General features: G+C 33.8%; 1 pseudogene. It reads right to left on the bottom strand.

The window, feature by feature from the left end:
- Positions 1 to 129, bottom strand: a pseudogene (locus ACTQ53_RS17705) (IS1380 family transposase); the annotation flags it as partial.
- Positions 130 to 355: the final 226 nt, after the last annotated feature.

The following is a 355-nucleotide window of genomic DNA, read 5'->3' on the forward strand; positions in this document are numbered from 1 at the left end:
AAACATAGTGCATCTCAATCCCAAGGTGGAATCTATGGTTTGAGCTAAAAGAGCATCAAATTGCTCCATAATAGAAAAAATTCCTCCAAAAGGAGTGAGTTTCTCAGATTTAATTTGTATCTTTGCCATGTCATATTAGAGTTTTGCTTGTCTTCTTTTCGCAACACTAAGGTAAGTGAAAATTCTGACATGGCAAAATCCTGGGTAACTTTTTGTTGCTCAGGCACTTATAAATAATGTTAAATATAGTGTTGCGGAATTAAGGAACATGAAAAAAAACAGAAAAAAGCAAATCGTAGTTTTGTGTATAGCTTTAGTTTGCATCTTCATCTTGGTGTTCTCATTGTCCCATAAA

Origin of the sequence: Prevotella sp. Sow4_E9_plate, assembly GCF_052116205.1 — a bacterium.
GTDB lineage: Bacteria > Bacteroidota > Bacteroidia > Bacteroidales > Bacteroidaceae > Prevotella.